16 protein-coding genes are annotated in these 16,033 nt (G+C 41.9%); 7 read left to right on the top strand and 9 right to left on the bottom strand.

What is annotated here, in order from left to right; all coding sequences use genetic code 11:
* Positions 1 to 336 carry a DUF4134 domain-containing protein gene (locus CKW03_RS08485; RefSeq protein WP_093095781.1) on the bottom strand — a complete coding sequence of 112 codons (336 nt, stop codon included), beginning with the start codon at positions 334 to 336 and terminating at the stop codon, positions 1 to 3.
* Positions 337 to 465: 129 nt separating this feature from the next.
* Positions 466 to 936 (bottom strand): hypothetical protein, encoded by a 471-nt coding sequence (locus tag CKW03_RS08480; RefSeq protein WP_139185423.1) that lies wholly within the window; start codon positions 934 to 936, stop codon positions 466 to 468.
* A 353-nt stretch (positions 937 to 1,289) separates the two neighbouring features.
* Between CKW03_RS08480 and CKW03_RS08475 the strand changes: the two genes are divergently transcribed.
* Positions 1,290 to 1,760 carry a JAB domain-containing protein gene (locus CKW03_RS08475; protein ID WP_093095777.1) on the top strand — a complete coding sequence of 157 codons (471 nt, stop codon included), beginning with the start codon at positions 1,290 to 1,292 and terminating at the stop codon, positions 1,758 to 1,760.
* Positions 1,761 to 2,100: 340 nt separating this feature from the next.
* On the opposite strand, the gene CKW03_RS08470 is transcribed toward CKW03_RS08475, so the two are convergent.
* The gene (locus CKW03_RS08470; protein ID WP_093095775.1) at positions 2,101 to 3,222 is read right to left on the bottom strand and encodes a hypothetical protein; all 1,122 of its coding nucleotides are present in this window, start codon (positions 3,220 to 3,222) and stop codon (positions 2,101 to 2,103) included.
* Between the two features lie 51 nt (positions 3,223 to 3,273).
* Complete coding sequence (locus CKW03_RS08465; RefSeq protein ID WP_139185422.1) at positions 3,274 to 4,272, bottom strand: helix-turn-helix domain-containing protein; 999 nt, start codon at positions 4,270 to 4,272, stop codon at positions 3,274 to 3,276.
* Positions 4,273 to 4,460: 188 nt separating this feature from the next.
* Here CKW03_RS08465 and CKW03_RS08460 point away from each other — a divergent pair, with 188 nt between their 5' ends.
* The 4 genes from CKW03_RS08460 (at position 4,461) to CKW03_RS20350 (ending at position 7,714) form a co-directional block, all read left to right on the top strand.
* Positions 4,461 to 5,402 carry an AvrD family protein gene (locus tag CKW03_RS08460; protein ID WP_093095772.1) on the top strand — a complete coding sequence of 314 codons (942 nt, stop codon included), beginning with the start codon at positions 4,461 to 4,463 and terminating at the stop codon, positions 5,400 to 5,402.
* On the top strand, positions 5,368 to 6,102 hold the full coding sequence (locus CKW03_RS08455) for an ATP/GTP-binding protein (protein ID WP_093095771.1): 735 nt from the start codon (positions 5,368 to 5,370) through the stop codon (positions 6,100 to 6,102). The genes CKW03_RS08460 and CKW03_RS08455 overlap by 35 nt, the downstream gene beginning before the upstream one ends.
* Positions 6,103 to 6,150: 48 nt before the next feature.
* Entirely contained in the window at positions 6,151 to 7,140 is a 990-nt protein-coding gene (locus CKW03_RS08450; RefSeq protein WP_157739451.1) for a helix-turn-helix domain-containing protein, read from the top strand.
* 208 nt (positions 7,141 to 7,348) lie between these two features.
* Positions 7,349 to 7,714: a hypothetical protein gene (locus tag CKW03_RS20350; RefSeq protein ID WP_093095768.1), complete on the top strand. Its 366-nt coding sequence runs from the start codon at positions 7,349 to 7,351 to the stop codon at positions 7,712 to 7,714.
* Positions 7,715 to 7,791: 77 nt separating this feature from the next.
* On the opposite strand, the gene CKW03_RS08440 is transcribed toward CKW03_RS20350, so the two are convergent.
* Genes CKW03_RS08440 through CKW03_RS08430 form a run of 3 tightly spaced genes read right to left on the bottom strand, consistent with a single transcriptional unit; the run spans position 7,792 to position 12,947 of the window.
* A complete protein-coding gene (locus tag CKW03_RS08440; protein WP_093095766.1) occupies positions 7,792 to 9,165 on the bottom strand; it encodes a RagB/SusD family nutrient uptake outer membrane protein in 1,374 nt (457 codons plus the stop codon).
* A gap of 9 nt (positions 9,166 to 9,174) precedes the next feature.
* Positions 9,175 to 12,369 carry a SusC/RagA family TonB-linked outer membrane protein gene (locus tag CKW03_RS08435; RefSeq protein WP_157739449.1) on the bottom strand — a complete coding sequence of 1,065 codons (3,195 nt, stop codon included), beginning with the start codon at positions 12,367 to 12,369 and terminating at the stop codon, positions 9,175 to 9,177.
* 2 nt (positions 12,370 to 12,371) lie between these two features.
* On the bottom strand, positions 12,372 to 12,947 hold the full coding sequence (locus CKW03_RS08430; protein WP_175486278.1) for a TlpA family protein disulfide reductase: 576 nt from the start codon (positions 12,945 to 12,947) through the stop codon (positions 12,372 to 12,374).
* Between the two features lie 560 nt (positions 12,948 to 13,507).
* On the opposite strand from CKW03_RS08430, the gene CKW03_RS20905 reads away from it, so the two are divergent.
* Together CKW03_RS20905 and CKW03_RS08420 are read left to right on the top strand one after the other, a co-directional pair.
* Positions 13,508 to 13,735 (top strand): helix-turn-helix domain-containing protein, encoded by a 228-nt coding sequence (locus tag CKW03_RS20905; protein ID WP_093095763.1) that lies wholly within the window; start codon positions 13,508 to 13,510, stop codon positions 13,733 to 13,735.
* A 103-nt stretch (positions 13,736 to 13,838) separates the two neighbouring features.
* The gene (locus CKW03_RS08420; protein ID WP_093095761.1) at positions 13,839 to 14,240 is read left to right on the top strand and encodes a hypothetical protein; all 402 of its coding nucleotides are present in this window, start codon (positions 13,839 to 13,841) and stop codon (positions 14,238 to 14,240) included.
* A gap of 207 nt (positions 14,241 to 14,447) precedes the next feature.
* Here CKW03_RS08420 and CKW03_RS08415 read toward each other — a convergent pair whose 3' ends face one another.
* Positions 14,448 to 14,975, bottom strand: coding sequence for a GNAT family N-acetyltransferase (locus tag CKW03_RS08415; protein ID WP_093095760.1), 528 nt, complete (start codon positions 14,973 to 14,975; stop codon positions 14,448 to 14,450).
* Between the two features lie 422 nt (positions 14,976 to 15,397).
* On the bottom strand, positions 15,398 to 15,763 hold the full coding sequence (locus CKW03_RS08410; protein WP_093095758.1) for a VOC family protein: 366 nt from the start codon (positions 15,761 to 15,763) through the stop codon (positions 15,398 to 15,400).
* Positions 15,764 to 16,033 lie beyond the last annotated feature (270 nt).

Genomic DNA, 16,033 nt, shown 5'->3' with positions numbered 1-16,033 from the left:
CTAATTGACATTGAAAAAAGTTTTAATGACCGTTGTCACCAGCACTAGGAAAACACAGCTCCCAAACCATGCAGCGGCAACCTTTCCGGTATCCGGATCGCCGTTATTCCATTTTTGGTAGACTTTCACAGCGCCGATAAGGCCCAATAGGGCTCCAACCGCGTACATCAACTTCGTTCCAGAATCAAAGTAACTCCTGACCATATTGTTCGCCTCATTGATGCCCGCAACGCCATCCTGCCCATAGACCAGTACCGGCAGGAACCAGCTGCAAAGAACAAGGACAGATACCTTCCTATGTTCGAGCTCCCATTCAAATGTCTTTAACTTCACCATATCCGTTCAATCTCTGATTATTAAATCCCACTGCCATTAAGCGGTATGTCCCAGCCGTCAACGGACCATACTCCTACATCCCGATTGCCCTAACGCTGATGGTCGGACGGGGGGACATCCGCTAAATTATCATACCGCACCTTTCCATATCGCACCCAATTCATCCCCATCGGGTATAATGACCTGAAAACGCTCACATTCTGAAAGGATAAACTCGTTCAACGTGTCCCTTAATCCCAAATCATGAAGTGATGGGAATCTACTGAGTACCGACCTGATTTCCTCAACGAGTTGTTTTGACCCATGCACTCCAGAAGTCTTGGACTCCAATAGCACGCGCAGATCTTTGACAAACCGCTCAATCGGTTCTCCTTGGGGAATGGAATCTTCAAATTCCCTTTCCGCTGGAAGGCCCGATGGGATAGTACCGGAAGATTCCGTAACTGCGCCTGCATCGTCATTCCCTTCAAATTCAAACCGTGTTTTGAAAAGTGACAGGATCTTCTTTCGATAGATGATGACCGTAACCGTTAAATAATATAGGAGGGTCATTGCAGAGACAAGCTTGATGTATTCCATCCATGAGATATCCTTAAGCATATTTTTACACATTTAATCCAACATTTTCGCTATTCCGCAATCCTTGCAGAAAGAAGCTTATCCAAAGGAACGGACTCTGACGGCTTGTCAAAAGGACAACTATCGCTTTGTTCCCTTTCTGTTCCCTGTTCTCTTTCCATATGATTCCAGAGCGGCATTTTTATCATTTACTCCCTGGAAAGAATTCTGCCATGAAGTCCGGACTTCGGGTCGGAGGCGGAACAAAAAATTCCGGCATAAACACTGTCCCAGCCAACTTCCCTTCATTTATTCCGTTGCTTTTTGCCCTTGCTTCCCTTCATCCGCACCAGATGCCATAATTCATTCCATTCGTAAACTTAAAACTGAAAACTATGGAAACTCAACAAAATCAACAGGAATGGCAACAGGTTGCCGAAGTACGCATATCTTACCAAAACCCAGTTCGACCTTCCCAAAGACCAAAGCTCACATCTTCCAAAGAGGTTTATTCCCTACTGCTCACCTGTTGGAATGCAGAAAGGATAGAGTATGCCGAAGAATTTAAGATTCTATTGCTCAATACAGGAAATAGGGTGTTAGGAATCTATCAAGTTTCTGCAGGTGGTATTGATGCCACTCCAGTGGATGCCAAAGTGATATTTACCGCAGCCCTCAAGGCGAATGCCTCAGCTTTGATCCTGGTGCACAACCACCCCTCGGGAAACCTGGTTCCCAGTGACCCTGATATCCTGCTCACAAAGAAGATCGACCAGGCAGCACGGTTGCTGGACATCCGCGTACTGGACCATCTGATCATATCTCCAGATGGTTATTATTCCTTCAAGGATTCCGGAAGGCTATAATTACAGACTTCCTCCTCCTTATTGAGGCTTATAGGATAGGGTTCCATAAGCCTTTTTTTATGGAATTTGAAAATTCACAACTTAAAAGCAAACCCGCTGTGCATGGATAAATAAGGCTAACTTTCAACTTAATGATAGTTCAGTTGAGGGGTTTATGTTGATTCCACCAGTTTGAAAGTTATGTTCTTTGATCCGCTCATTACTTCCCTTCTACAGCAAGTTTAGGAATAGGAACCGATCTTTAGGTAGAACAGAGAACATTCAAAAGGATAAATCGTTTGATTCGGTCCTTAAACGAGATGAAGTTAGTAAATAAGTAAGTAAGGGATAATTGCAGATTTCAATAGCTTTGGATCTTTTCGATCATCTTCTCCAGCAGGCCAACAGCAACCTGTCGGTCCCTATCTTCTGGAGAGTACGCTTTGCTGCGGACCGCTCCATAGGAAAGATTTACCTTGCGGTCGGTACTTAGGAATGGGATGATTTGCCGAAAGACCGCGTTCATGGATTTGGCGCCGACCAATCGGCTTTCATCCATGGCACGCAGGATGAGCGCAAGCTGGTCAGCAGAAAGGTTGCAGGTAATTTTCTCCATACCACTTTGCTTGGCCTTGACTCCATCCTGAAATGGAGGTCGAACACCTTTTTTGTCTTCAGAGGACAAATACCTTTCGATAAACTGTTCCAACAACCCTATCATTCGATTTTTTCTGACACCGTTCAACCTTGAGGTTTTCTTCAGTATCAGAAGGTATTTACCGAATGATTCCATAAAGGAAATCTGCTCACTGGGATCCGATTTTTCGATTCCCCTTTTAACCCTTTCGAGTAAACTGCTCAGGTACAGCCCATCCCGATAATCCAACAGGATCAGGTTCGCATCGACCCAGGTTAACGGAGGGTGATGGAAACTCTGAGGGACATGCTGCTTAAATCTATCCATAAAGACTCTCAGTTTTTTCAATACGCCATAGCTAGGATTCTGTTCCAACCGTTCACTGAGGACCTTTTTGAGCAAATCGATAGTATCTCCTACATTGGTTGGAAGGGGCACCTGAGCGGGGTCAAAAGACTCGTCAAGCTCCCTTTGGAATGCCTTTACCATCCGTTTGCTCAAGGGATCATTTCCGTTCAAATGCTGGGAAAACCGTTCATCGATTTCCCCTAAAAATGTCTCTAATAGATTGACACATTCGAAAGGCCTGCCTTGTAAACCATCAGGTTCAATTTCCTTTGAAAGGTTCTTCAACATATAAAGGATTGTATTCCGTACTTTCCTGAATTCCCTTTCAAATTGGTATTCCTTTTTTCGTAAGAAGTACATTCGTTGGATTGATATTGCGGTTTGGGTCAGTAGTTCTGATAGAGATGTATCCACAAGTAAACCACCATTCGCACACATTGAAGCGGAATCGTACCACCCAACCAGTGCCATCAATTTTTCCGTTAAATCCTTTCCCATAATCACCGAACTGCATGAAAATTTTTTTCCAATCGACAATCATCCCTATGCTCAGGCCTGAGGAAGGTTCAATCGACCGGCCAGGCCATCAATACAGCCATCCAAATGGTTGAAGAAATGGATCCGCTCCTTTTCCGAAAGTTTGCTCAGGCAGCTGGACTTATTCAATACGCCACGGATCCAATCAATGGTTTCGGTAACGTACCTCATGTCCAAAGTAGCGATGCTATTGATGGTATAGAGCTTGACCGATACGGACTGCTCGCCATCAAATCGGCACAGCATCTGGCTTATGCCCAGGTTCACGGGCGATAGGTAGAGGTCAAAGTGCACACCCTCGTGTTTTTCCTGCCTTTTGGTCCATCTTTTTAGATTCGTTATGAGATGGCCGAGCTGCTCCAGTAGCAGGCCAATGCTATCCTGATTTCGAAAGCTACCGATGTCATAATGGTATTCCAGGAGTTCCAGGATTGGCCCGATCGTGCCCCTTGACCAGATTTCCCTGGATGGGATCCTGCAGTAGGTTTCATGTAGGTTTTTAAACACCGGTTCCAGGTGCTGCTTTTTGAGTTCATAAACAAAATCCTCATAACTGACCCCAAGGTTCAGCACTGCTTGGTTCCAGGAGTAGAGCTTAAAATAGGTTAGCTCGGCAAATTCCATAAAATGGAAGATTGGGACGTCGTCGGCACAGAAGATAATCTCCTTTTGCTCGCAAGAAACCATGTGCTGAAGTTGGAGAAGCATCTGGTGGATATATTGGCTATAGTTATAGCTATCCTGATGGTTGAGGCTCGTGTGCTTAAATACTACATTGTGCCGGTCACTAAGCAGATAACTGTCCAGCGAAATGCCATATTGGCGGCAGAGCTTCCCTAGTTCACTGGCAGTGAGCTGCACATCACCACGCTCCCTGCGGTAAACCGCATCCCTGCCCAGGTGCAGCAGTTCGGAAATTTCCTTTGACCAGGCGGCCGGATTGGAAATCCTTGACCGAATTTCCTCAAATAACAATTTTTGAATATCCATAACTGGAAAATTTAGGTTCAAAAACTAGACGAATTTGCAAAATATAAATTAATAATTAATATCACAATCTTTTTGCTGCATTGGTTAACAAATATTTTATTCAGTTAAATAATTGCAGAAACGGCGAATGTCACTGGACCTCTTACGGCATTCGCCAAAATTATCATTGTTCCCTGCCCTACTTTTAGCTAAAAGCAATACAGCTAACCATGAAACAGCCAATTGATAGCTTAGACAGCATATTGGGTCCTTCCCAGACCCGCTATTTTTCCTTTGGATTCAGCAGGTTCCAATTTCAGGTTTCCAATTTCAGCCTGGGTGGACAAAACCAGATCCGAGGATCCTTTTCCGTTCATTATGATGGTCCGCAAAGGCCAAACCAACAGGCACTACACTTGGGAAGCATGGAATATGTTGCCATGGGCTTATTTTTGGCAGAGGGCATACTCATCAAGCAGAAACGGCTGACCAGGCATGAAATTAACCGCTCCATCCTGCGGAACCTTACGCTCCAAATAAAAAAACCAATGGACATCACGAGCGGAATGACCGTACCGTTTGAAATATCCATTGCTGAATCCCATCAGGATCTCAATTCGATCAACATTGGCTTGACAAGCATGGAACTAAAGATACAGAATGCCCACGTGCGTATCGTTATAGACCATCCCGGCCCAACCCAGATCGATTTTCGGGATTTTGATCTCTGGCCTTTTGGGGAAGGTTCCCTCCACCGAGAGCTATACAGGCAGCGCAACCTCGAATTGGACCAAATCTACATGGACCTACAGACTGAATCCATTTCTGCCCAATTATCGAGACCGTTACCGTATCCTTCGGATGTTTGGGGATTCAGTGCCTATGACAATCCCCTTAGTCCTTTGGACAGCGTTCGGATATCGGGACAGCTGATGCAGGTGCTGCTGTATACCCTTCTGTCCAAAGATCGGTTGGATTGTCCCAATATTTGGCTTAGGAGCATGGAAATCGACTTTAAGCGTCCCTACCGATCCGATTGTTACCGAGTTGATCTGCAGTTCGACCTCCGCCAGCAGACCATGCTGCGCGGGAAAGCTTGGCAGACCGTTTCGCTCATGAGCCAGATGGGCAACATGGATGCAAAATTTAAGATTTGCCATGAGATGCCCTGAACATAAGCCCCGGATCGTGATCAGCGGGACCTACTGCACTGGAAAGACCAGCCTCTCGATCGCCCTTTCCCTAGCTACCGGGATTCCAACGACCCATGCCCCAACCATGCGTGAGATCCTTCCTTGGTTATTTCCGGGCACCTCGCTAAAGGATTGTTCCTATGCACAGTTGCTTCGTTTGGGGATGGAACGCTTTGAGCGGCGCGTTCATGCCGAAGCTGGATTGTCCACAGGCTTCATCAGCGACGGCTGTCCACTTCAGGAATGGCTCTATGGCAGCACCAGGCTGATCACCGGTGCTTATCCCGAGGAGAATAGTTGGACCATGCTGTGGAAGAAACTCAAGAACTATCGCGAATTTCGGGATTTTGAACTGTTGCTGGCTGGTTTTGAAAAGATGGCCAAGACCTATACAAAGAACAGTTATGACATCTTCTTTCATCTCCCAGTCGAATTTCCTTTTATTGAAGATGGCCACCGACCTACCTCGGAGCGTTTCCGAGAGGAATCAGAAAGGATACTGATAAATACGTATCGAAGTCTTCAAATTACCCCGATATATGTTTCCGGAACACTCGAAAACAGGCTGAAAACGATACTAAGTCACTTAAACATAACATCAAAAATACCACTCGCAGAGGCAGTCGACCTTTCGGTAAAACTCAAAGAACGTCTATTCGATCGGATAACCCTTGAATAGAAGCCCATCACTTTTATTAATGAAGGGCATTTCAAAATGAAATGTATCATGAAATTTATACTTACCCTTCCTGAAATAACCTCCAAAGAGCTACTGCTAAAAGGAATAGTAGATACTGTCTTTCTCCCACTACCCTGTTCGGCTTACATGTACTTAAAAGGTGGTCGTTGCCAGATCAAAAATGCCAGTTTTGACAGAGAATGCCTGCTGATCGAACATTATATTATTAGCTGTGAAAAAGAATATTCCCTAACCATACAGGCTACCTCGAATGTTTATGTTTTGCTCATGCTTTTTAAAGGTTCGATAGCCTATACCAATATAAACGGCATCAGTCCCATAGTCCTGCATCCTGGAGAGACGATACTGCTGTTTGCCCGCCAGGACATGTATAATATCACCTTTCTTGACCAGAAGATTGAACTCTATACCATTAGCATATTAGACACATTTTCTCCGATACTCTTTCATCGAAACAGCCTGCTACCTGATTTTGTTGCAGATTTTAACAATAAGAAAATAAATGGAACCCTGCCTCAAAAAATGGACACCTATTTCATCATGTCTTTAAAAAGATTACTCAAGGTTCCGAAAAACAACAAAACACGCTACGAAAATTATCTCATCAATCGCTTTTCTAAATTACTGTCTGCCTACAAAGGACTGAACGGGAAATACAGTGTTCAGCACACCTCATTAAAAATCAATGAAATTCATAGCGATTTAACGATTCATATTTTACAGGCCGACAACCAGTTTATTCGAAGGCTGGCCAGAAAAAACGGAATGTCCATTTCCAAAATGGAACGTCTGTTTAAAGAGAAGTATGGGACAACGGTCCGAAAGTTTATCAACGAAAAGAAATTTGAACTCATCTCTGACCTATTAATAAAAACAGAAATATCACTTTTGGAGCTATCGATGAAATTCAATTTCAGCTCTGTCAGCGCCTTGAACAGAGCGTTTAAAAAACATTACGGAACAACCATGAGAAAATTCCGAGGTACCTATAAAAATCAACCACTTTCGAAAAAGTAAAAAAATAATACGCATCAAAGTTGGTTAACCTCAGATGTTTTTCCTGCTTACTTTTGAAATAGATTGGACAACCGAATAACGAACCATGTTAAGCACGCCGAAACATACCAGAAAATTTGCTCTGTTCCCCATCAAGGGTTTGCTGGATATTTTCAACAGCAAACCCAGCGAATGTAATCCGAATACATAACCAATAAAAGAAATAGAAATGAAATCAATCCATAAAAATAGAACGTCAGTACTTGGACTAGTACTGTCGCTCATAGCACTAAGCGCCATAACGCTAACATCCATAAAAGCAGGAGAGAAAGCCAGCGAAAATGAAACAAGAATCCCTGCAACTTGGAGTTTCACCGGAACAAATCCTCTGGATTCAAGCCACTACACATTAGGGCAGCCCCTGCCGTGTAACGACGTTCCTGAACAGATCTGCAGTATAGAAGCTGACGCCAGCGGCAGCTACCCAGATCTTACTCCTGAAAGAAAGGCCGACATTCAAGAAGTTCTCGATGCACTGGATAACAATGAGGTTCCCTCTACGAACAACACCGTAACGGGATTCCGCAGCGAATAGTGAAGCACCCCTTTTTTAGAGTTCCCATATCTTCCATTAGATATGGGAACTTGTTGATTAATAAACTGGGCCATGGATTAACGAGGGTTTTGTTGCATCCCAGAAAGTTCAATAACCTGATCCGGTATAGCAGAAACATAACGCAAATCACCGGCAGGAAGTTCATACTCCTCCCACGAAGCACCATCGAAAACTCTGCGCTTCAGATCCTTCCGAAATCTAGGATCCCGATTCAGCCTCCTTAGGTCACTCCATCGCACCCCCCGAAATAACAGTTCCTTTCTGCGCTCTGCAAGGACCGTGTCTAGAAGCTGGTCTTGATCAAGTTGTCCCATCGGTTCAAATATGTTTGGATCATATCGATGGGCAAGCAACAAGTTTAAGATCTCCATTCCTCGAGCCACATTTCCCCTACGGGTTTCGCATTCGGCGATGATAAGGTAGAGCTCATCAGTAGCAAGACCACAGAACAATGTGGGCTCAAGTCCGCTATAAAAACCTTTAAATGCGGAATAACCATTGGATTTCTCTTCAAAGAAAGCTTCCCTCCTCAGGTCACCTTGCTGATATTGGCTAAGAAGCAACGTGTCCATATTTGAACGGCTTTTGGTAATGTATGTTGCCGAAGATACATTTTTTGCAAAATAAATAATTTCCACATTCTTGGAAACTTCAAAAGGATTAACTGCAGAAAGGTCTATCGTATTGTAATTCAAAAGCTTATTATTCAAAGAATAAGCTTCTTTTGCGAATTTCAGCGCTTCCGCGTATTTTTCCATAGATAAATAAACCCTGGCAAGCAAGGCAAATGCTGCCACCTTATTGGGTCTAGTTATAGTTTCTGAGTGAACAGGTAAAAGTTCTAAACTTGCTTTCAGATCATCCAGTATAGATGTATAGGTGTCCTCGACGGTATTTCTTTGAAAGGTTTCGTTGATATCTGAGGATGTACGGATCGGAATACCCGCAGAGCGATTGTCTCCATTGGGATCGTATGGTGCACAATAGAGCTGAGAGACCGTAAAATGACGCATGGCTCGTGAAAAAAGTGCTTCGCCTTTCATGAGGTTGAGGTTGTACGTGGTTCCATGGTCCTTGATCTGCTTTTCGATTGATTCCAGCACGACATTGGAAATCATGACTGCTTTATAAGAAGAAAACCAGCTTGAATTTTGAAATGTTGAGACATCTCCGTCCCACACGTAAAACCTTTGGTCAAGCTCCGATCGGGACTTCCATACCGTATAATCAATGAAATATTCATCACTGAAAAGATCATTCAGCCCGGGAAAGGCGCTATTCATCAAACCATCGTTATCAAGCAGGGCCCTTATGTCCTTTTCATTTTCGGGAATGGACAGCGAACCGTCAGATTTCTGATCCAGAAATTTTTCACATCCCGTATTCAGGACAATTGCTGCCAGCATTAGTATATATAAACTCTTCATCATGCTATTGATTTAATATCTCCAATTAATGCCAAAACTGAAACTTCTCGGCTGCTGCCAGGGATAAGCCTCTGGATCGAGATGCTCAGAATTTTTGGTCCATAACAATCCCAAATCATTGGCCACTCCGAAAACTGTAATTCTGGAGCTGCGTTTTGCCAATTTCAGATAAAATGCGTAACTGACTCTTAAATCCCTTACCCGGATATAATCTGCCGCGTAGATATTGGCCTCCGACTGAGCATAAAAGGCATCCCTGCTGGAGTTGGCAGGGTAGGTCATGCTTGGAACCGTTGTCCTCAGCTCGTCTCCTGGCTCCTTCCACCTTTTAGCATAATCGCCATGCGTTCGCCATAAATTGTAAACTTCGCCGTACATGATCGTTTGCTTTTGCGCAAAAGCACCGAACTTATAAGTCAGCTGCAAGGAGACTTCCAAATCCTTCCATCTGAGAGATGTCTGAAAATTACCAAAATAAGGCGCCATAGAGGTTCCGAAATAGTTTAAGTTTTCTACCGAATCCCGCATGAGAGCACTATAATCTTTGGATAGCGAGCCATCCATCAATCCCTGAGGGTCTCCGTTTTCAGGATCAAGTCCCGCAAAGTAATAGGCAAAAACCGGGTAGGGACTTCTATTCTCCAAAGGCCTCATCGACGACCCCACGTTTTGGGTATAGAAAGATCCGTTGACCGATGCTCCGTAATATTTAACGATGGTGTTCCGGTTTTTGGAAAGATTGAGTGACGACGACCAATAAAATGCTCCGATCGGAATTCTAAAGTTAAGGGTAGCATCGAAACCCGCTCCTTTCATCACCCCTACGTTCTTGGTTACGTCTGTAAAGCCCATCGTAGGGTCCAAAAGATCGTCTGCCAGCAGATCTGTCGATTTTTTCCAATAATAATCAAAGCTGCCCGACAGTATACCCCGGAAAAGGGAAAAGTCTGCTGCAAGATTATACATCGCAACATCCTCCCACCGAAGGTCCGCATTCGGTAGACTGCGCACTTGGGCCTGCGGAAAGTTATTCATCCAGCGCGAGGAATAATTGAGGTAAGCGATAATGGGCAATGTCGAGGTGGTCCCGCCTGCATTTCCGCTATGGCCAAAAGTTCCCCTGATTTTTAAAAGATCAATTACGCTGCTAAGCAGCATCCAGCGTTCCTTGCTTAGTTCCCAGCTCATTCCAACAGACCATAAGGGATTCCAGCGACGATTCGTGTTCACGCCAAAAATATTCGAGGCATCCTTTCTAAAGGATCCACTGACACTATATTTTTCCCGGAACCTATAGGCTGCGTTTCCATAAAATGAGACAAAGCGTTTGTCGTTCCGTGTGATGTTCTCACCAGTTGCAATCCGCTGGCTACCCATTAGTCCATTGTAGGTAGGAAAAAGACTATGTTGGTCTACAGGAACGGTGGTAAGCGTACGCTCATCGTACCCGTAGTATCGGAAGGAATTTGTTTTTACGGCCATACTGTTTATATCCGTTCCAAAGATCATGTTGAGCTGGTGACCTTCTCCAAATTGTTGGTCAATATTGACCATAGCTCTTCCCCGATGTGCGGTAAGATCATTAAAACCCATATCATGAATGGCACCATAAGGAATCGGATAGCTGTAATTCCCCTCATCAACCTGAGTAAACAGATTGACCAGATCGCGAACGTAAAATGATTCTGCATCATAGATACCGGACTTATCAGCGGACTGTCTCCCAAGGCTATACATCAGGTTAAGATTCATCCAATTCAGAACAGAATATTGAACGTTAACATTCGCATTTGTTAGCCTTATCCTATTTATTGACCTGCTCAAACCGATTTCTTCCAGCGGGCGATATTCCCAATCCATTAAGCCTTTATTATCTAGCTGAGCCAGATAATAAGAATTATATGTACGGGGGATACTCGATGCCCTTCCATCTTTTCCGATCAGTTCGGCATAGGGATATAAGTTAGCCCGTCCCCCGCCGATGGAAATAGGAAAATCATTTCCACCTAGTGGCAATGTGCTCTTGCTGCTACTGTGATCAAGGCTTAGATCAATTTTGACTTTCTGAAAAGGTTCATAAGATATGTATTGCGAAAACGTCGTCCTCCCTGAATTGGAAGTGTGTAAATTCGCACTGTTTCGGTCATAGCCAACACTTCCCCTAAACCCTAATTTATCCATTTGCTTTCCAAAAGACACATACTGCTGGAAGACGGAAGGATTCTGATAGTAATGCTTTAGCATAGTTTCCCGGTAATCATTCTTCGATAAACTTTCAAGTGTTTTCTCAAGGTATCCCTTAGTAATTAAACCTTCCTGATGCTGTTTTAACAGATCTACAACCGGAGATATAATAATGCTTCGGTTAACGGCAGGATCAAGCAGGGAATTAAAAAAACCCTTTTCGAAGAGCATGCGCTCCACCTCAATAAATTCCGCACTGTTCATGATAGAATATTTCAAAATCCGTGGTTTCTCCGAGATCTTGAAATTGCTTCGAAAGTCTATAGCCATGTTTTGGCCGGAAGCTTTTTTTCGGGTGATCACCAGGACGCCGTTGCCGGCACGCGATCCCCAGATACTGGTCGCAGCAGCATCCCGAAGCAGCGTAACGGACTCCACGTCGGCCGGGTTGATCGAATTCAGGTCGCCGTCGAATGGAAAATTATCCACCACGATAAGCGGTGAGGTCATCGTCGTCGTAAAGGTACTCAGGCCACGTACCATGAGCTCCTTGCTCCCTGCCCGGGTCTCAAACTGAAGTCCGGGCATCGAGCCTTCAAGGCGTTCAATGAGCGAGCTCCCGACACGCTTATCGATCTGATCGGATCCGAGAACAATGTAGCTTCCCGTCGATCTCTCTTTAGAAATCTGCTGATACCCTGTATGAACGATATTGACCGTCTCCAGGCTATCGCTGGTTGGGCGAAGAGTAACCAAAATTTCAGGCCTTTCCACATCAAATATCAGTACCTGCTTTTCATATCCGAAATGCCTGACAGCGATTTTACCTTTATCCGAAGAAACAGCAAGAGAGAACATTCCATTGCTATCGCTCAACGTTCGCTTGTCCGATCCAATTACCTCGATCGTCGCTCCAGTAATAGTTTGCTCTTTCTCATTTATAATTTTACCATGAACCCTATACTGTGCCCAGACATCTATCGACGTAAAAAACAATAGACTTAAAATAACAATTGTTTTCATAATCAATCGATGTAAGGTTTGTCGAATTTCTGATCCAATAGGTTTCGATACGTGATCAGCTGAACAACACCATATTTGTTGATCCATACATAATACGGAAATCCGCGATTGGGAAACAGCTGCTGAAGATAGCCATCCTCGATGACCGAAACCATATCCTTAAATCCGATACCGGTAAATTTACCAACCTGACCATTCAAGGCCTTTTCAATCGTTTTCAGATTGTCCTTAGAACGGTTCGGGTTTACTCTAATAACCGCTAGGTCTTTTGTATGACTTTGGACATAGCTTTCTATTTCAGGTTGGTTTTTGAGGCATGCAGAGCACCATGTTGCCCAGAAACCCAGAACTAGCATTTTTCCTTTATGCTCTGTAAAATCTCTTCTGAGCGTATCGCCCTGCGATACAAAAAGATGTTTATGACTCCAAAAGCCGGCAGGAACTTTGTCACCTACCCTTAATTCAGGGATTTGAGTGCAAGGGCAAGCAGCAGCCTCCGGGATTGGAGACTGTGCCAGCACAGGATTACTAAACAACAACATTTGGAACGCCAAGAGCAAGGCAATGAAAATTCTCAAGGTACATGTTTGATTATTTAAAGCAGTATGCTCTATTAGACAGATTTTTTTGGACAGTTCTCTCCTGCCCCAATAAAAATTCTTCATTTTTTAGGATTATTAATTGTTTCGGAATTAGAAAATCTATGAATAAGTGGGGATTAAGAAATTAGTATCAACACCAAATGGTAGATACATCAATCCTATCAAAAATCAAACTGGCGATTTGATAAGGTTTTTTAAGAATTGTTTTTTCATAACTCACTGTTTTAGTTTATAAAGTGAGTCTCTAATGAAAGGAACCTATAGTGGGTTACTGCCAACCGTACAGCAGGCTTCCGACAGCCAAACAGAGCGGAATTACAGCAGTAACCCAAGAACTATAGTGAATACCTAAGGTACACAAAATATTCTTGGGCATTACACTACCGTCTCGTCTGTTTGCAGTTTGTCGGAATTTGCTGTCGAGACTCTTTTAGTCTAATGCACTTACACCAAATAATGGTGTGATGATACAAATATAAATAAAAGGACATAAATGTCCTAATAATTTTTAACTTATTTTTTGACATTAGTATTCAATGTCGGAAAAAATTAGAGATATAAATTTTTTAAAACAATTTGGGCAAAATCTTAGGTCCATAAGAGAATCGAAAGAAATGTCTCAGGAGGAATTTGCTTCCTTTTGTAATATCGATACGAGGCAGTTGGGGAGAATTGAGAGAGGTGAATCCAATTCAACAATTTTAACAATAAAGAATTTAGCAGATAAACTTAACCTTCCAATTAGCTATTTTTTTGACTTCTAGCAGAAATCAATCACAAAAATATTGATTTCTAGGATATCAAAATAATGATTAAAAGTAGGGTATGCCCAACTTCACTTTACTCAGGCTCAGGTGACTCGCTCAGGTGACTCAGGATGATCATATTCCAGAATCTATTTTAAAATTAAAGGAAACCATTAAAAAAGGAAGATCAGTGGTTTCTATTGGATTCTCTGTGGCACGGAAAAGTTCTTTAGTTTATACAGGCTGTAATGAAAATATATTAAAAACAGCTGAATCCACTTCTTCTACCTCGAAATGGAACCACTCATCAACTCTTAGTGAGATGGTCTTAATGAAGATGAAGGGGCCTGCAATCTTGATGCATACACCAATCGTCAGGGAATTGCGAATAACAATTAAGGGCCAACGTCATATTGCTGATTTTTTAGATATTTCAAGCTCCTCCAGACATTTTCATTTTAAAAATTTTGAACATATAAACGAAACCGGATATGTTTTAGATTCAATAGAAAACGGAGATTAAATAAAAAGTTAATCTAAGCTATCTAAAACCAACGAATCAAGCATCACCGTTCACACATTCAGAACATGAAAAAAGGAAGAAATGCAAAAAAATGTGAAAATATTGAAAGGTATTAAAATGCACAAGCCAAATTTGCAATAGCCTTATTTAAAACAGTGGATGCATTAAAAACACCTCTCCTGTACTATAGAGCATCAATCCCGACAATCATCCGTAAAACTCATTTGGATATTCCACCATTCCCTGTACATTTTCCAATGCATTATCTGTCAATTCTATCAACATACAGTTTTTATCAGGAACATCAAAAGGTAGTTTTATCCCGTAATTTTTCATCATTTTGTATCCGAACTTCGGATAGTATTTCTCATGGCCTAATAATATTATAGATCCATAATTTAATTTTTTGGCTACTTCATGGGCCTTTTTTATCAGACCAGCACCGATCCCCATCCCTTGAAAATTTTTCAATACAGCCACAGGAGCTAAAGCTAAGGAAGATGTTACCTTTGAATTATTATCAATAATCTTAATTTTAGTCAGTAAAATATATCCAACGATCTGTTCATCTATTTCAGCTACCAGAGATAACTCAGGAATGAATGATTCGGATTTTCTTAACCTTTCAACTAAAAATTGTTCCTTGTGATCAGTGAATTTTTCACCTTTGAAAGCATTTTCAATTAGCTTGAAAACTTCCTTATAATCCTTTTTCTCTTCTTGTCGAATGTTCATCCTTTAAATTATTTGTTTAATAGATCTTGACCAATGAATCTTTTCATTTCTAACAGAAACCAATTGTTTTAGCAATCTGCAATATCCAGTTCAATGTGTTCTATATTAGATAAATATATCTGTCCATTTCTTACATTTCAATTTGGACCTTGTCGTTGGCAAATGGGTCGATTCAAACCAATCCATTGATTCCCAAAATAGGATGATTTAATGCAACGATTGATTGATTTTATGATATTCTTTTTGTTTAAAATCAGGAAAATATATACTATTGAATTATTGTCTCGAAACAATCCTAAATTTCATTTCTTTACCTATATTAATATAAAAGACTTTATTTCTTAGGCAGGCTTAAATTGGATATATGACTGTATAATAAATTTTAAGTCATTCTTTTCCAACTTAAAAAAGAAGAAACAACATCATCTTTCCTGCAAGTTATATACTGTTCCTGCAGGATCTTGGATCCAATGCATATTTTTGGGAAGTTCCTCAATTTCGTCACAAGTTTGAACACCCTGTGATTCTAAATAGCTTGTTGCCTCCTCGATATTAGGGACTGTAAGCTGTAACCAGGTTTCAGAATGTGTATAATTATCGACACAGTCCAACCAGATAACATTTCCACCAAATATTACCTCATGTGTTCTTGAGACTGTTGGATTACTAATCGGTTTCTCTTCTACAGTTAGTTTTAGAATATCTCTATAAAAAGCAATCGTACTCTCATATTTACTTTTGGGTATTTTTATGGCAATGTTAATACCCGCTTCAAATCTAGTTTTCATACGCCTGTTAATTAATATATTTCAGTATTTAATATTTCCTTTCATTCTAAGGAAATCCTTCATTTTCATTAGCTAAAAAATTCTGAAGATTTCGCCTATTGGGCTAAAAAACTGACAAGTTTTTTGTTATTTTAACAAATGAAATTGATTTGCATATATCCTTTTCCAACAAATCCTTCATCGTTATTAATAAAACCCCTTTCGAATATCTAGGTGTGACATTCAATAAAATACTTATCATTTAAAATTGAACGTGCCATCCCCACGCTT

This window comes from Sphingobacterium mizutaii (genome assembly GCF_900187125.1).
Classification (GTDB): domain Bacteria; phylum Bacteroidota; class Bacteroidia; order Sphingobacteriales; family Sphingobacteriaceae; genus Sphingobacterium; species Sphingobacterium mizutaii.
This window is presented reverse-complemented; position numbering and strand designations above follow the sequence as displayed.